Annotated in this window: 1 protein-coding gene; it reads left to right on the top strand. The window is 46.3% G+C overall.

The window, feature by feature from the left end:
- Window positions 1-75: 75 nt before the first annotated feature.
- Window positions 76-1,253 (top strand): IS630 family transposase gene (locus F6K64_RS38020; protein ID WP_287257315.1). Its coding sequence is split into 2 segments (ribosomal slippage): window positions 76-517 and window positions 517-1,253, totalling 1,179 coding nucleotides; the frame shifts between segments, so codons are not numbered across the junction.
- The last annotated feature ends 20 nt before the right edge of the window (window positions 1,254-1,273 follow it).

A 1,273-nucleotide genomic window follows, 5' to 3' on the forward strand; every position in this document is an offset into this window, starting at 1 on the left:
CCGCCCCTAACGCACCCTACTGGCGTGGCACAGCTAAAATAGTGCAATAGAAATAGGATAACTGAGGCGGAAAGTATGGGAAGAGGAAAACGAGACAAGGTGATTCTGAGTCGAGAACAGAGAAAAAGGCTGGAAGTCATAAGCAACAATGGATACGCCCCAGCCAAAAAAATACTTCATGCTCAAATACTGTTGATGTCAGACGAAGGAGGGGAAGCAAAGCGGAAATGGACAGATAACGAAATTGCCTTAGCACTCAATCTCCATCGCAATACAGTGGGTCGAGTGCGAAAAAAATTCTTAGAAAAAGGAGTAGTGCCAGCGTTAGAGAGAAAACTCAGAAGGAAACCACCAGTAGAGCCGATTGTGGATGGAGAAACAGAAGCTCAAATTATTGCCCTTTGTTGCAGTGAGCCACCCCAAGGGAGAGGGAATTGGAGTTTGAGACTCTTAACTACAGAACTCAAGCGACGCACAATCGTCACGGAAATTTCTAGGGAAACAGTGAGACGAACCCTAAAAAAAACAAATTGCGTCCCTGGAAAACTCAGAGATTCTGTATTCCAGAACGAGATTTGCCAAGATTTGTAGCCGAAATGGAAGTAGTTCTAGACCACTATACCTGTCCTGAAAATCCAGAAATCCCCTTAATCTGCATGGATGAAGCCAGCAAGGAGTTACATGGTCACTTGTACGAACCGATTCCGATGCAGCCAGGAGTAAATGCCAAAGAAGACTATCACTACACCCGTGAAGGAGTCCAAGCCCTATTTAGGTTTTTTGACCCCAGCCGAGGTTGGCGACGAGTCAGTTGTCGCGACAACCGCACCAGCTCCGACTGGGCTATGGAAGTCAAGCAATTACTCGATATTGACTATCCTGATGATCACATTGTGCGCTTGCTGTGCGACAACCTCAATATCCATAACATCTCCTCTTTTTACAAGACTTTTCCCGCCTCTGAAGCCCACAGTTTGGCACGGCGACGGTCGTTGATTCACACGCCACGCAATGGTAGTTGGCTTAATGTAGCGGAAACTGAGCTATCAGTACTGTCTCAGCAATGTCTTGACCGTCGGATTGCCACGGTTGAGGAACTAAAGAATGAACTTGATGCATGGCAACAAGAGCGCAACAGTAGTTCAGCCAAGGTCGTTTGGCGATTTACTACCGAAGATGCACGAGTCAAACTTAAACACCTATATCCTGTATTTGAACTTGATGAAGACCTAGAATCTAATGCACCAAATTAGCTGTGCCACGCCACTACGCA

Origin of the sequence: Moorena sp. SIO3A2, assembly GCF_010672265.1 — a bacterium.
Lineage (GTDB): Bacteria > Cyanobacteriota > Cyanobacteriia > Cyanobacteriales > Coleofasciculaceae > Moorena > Moorena producens.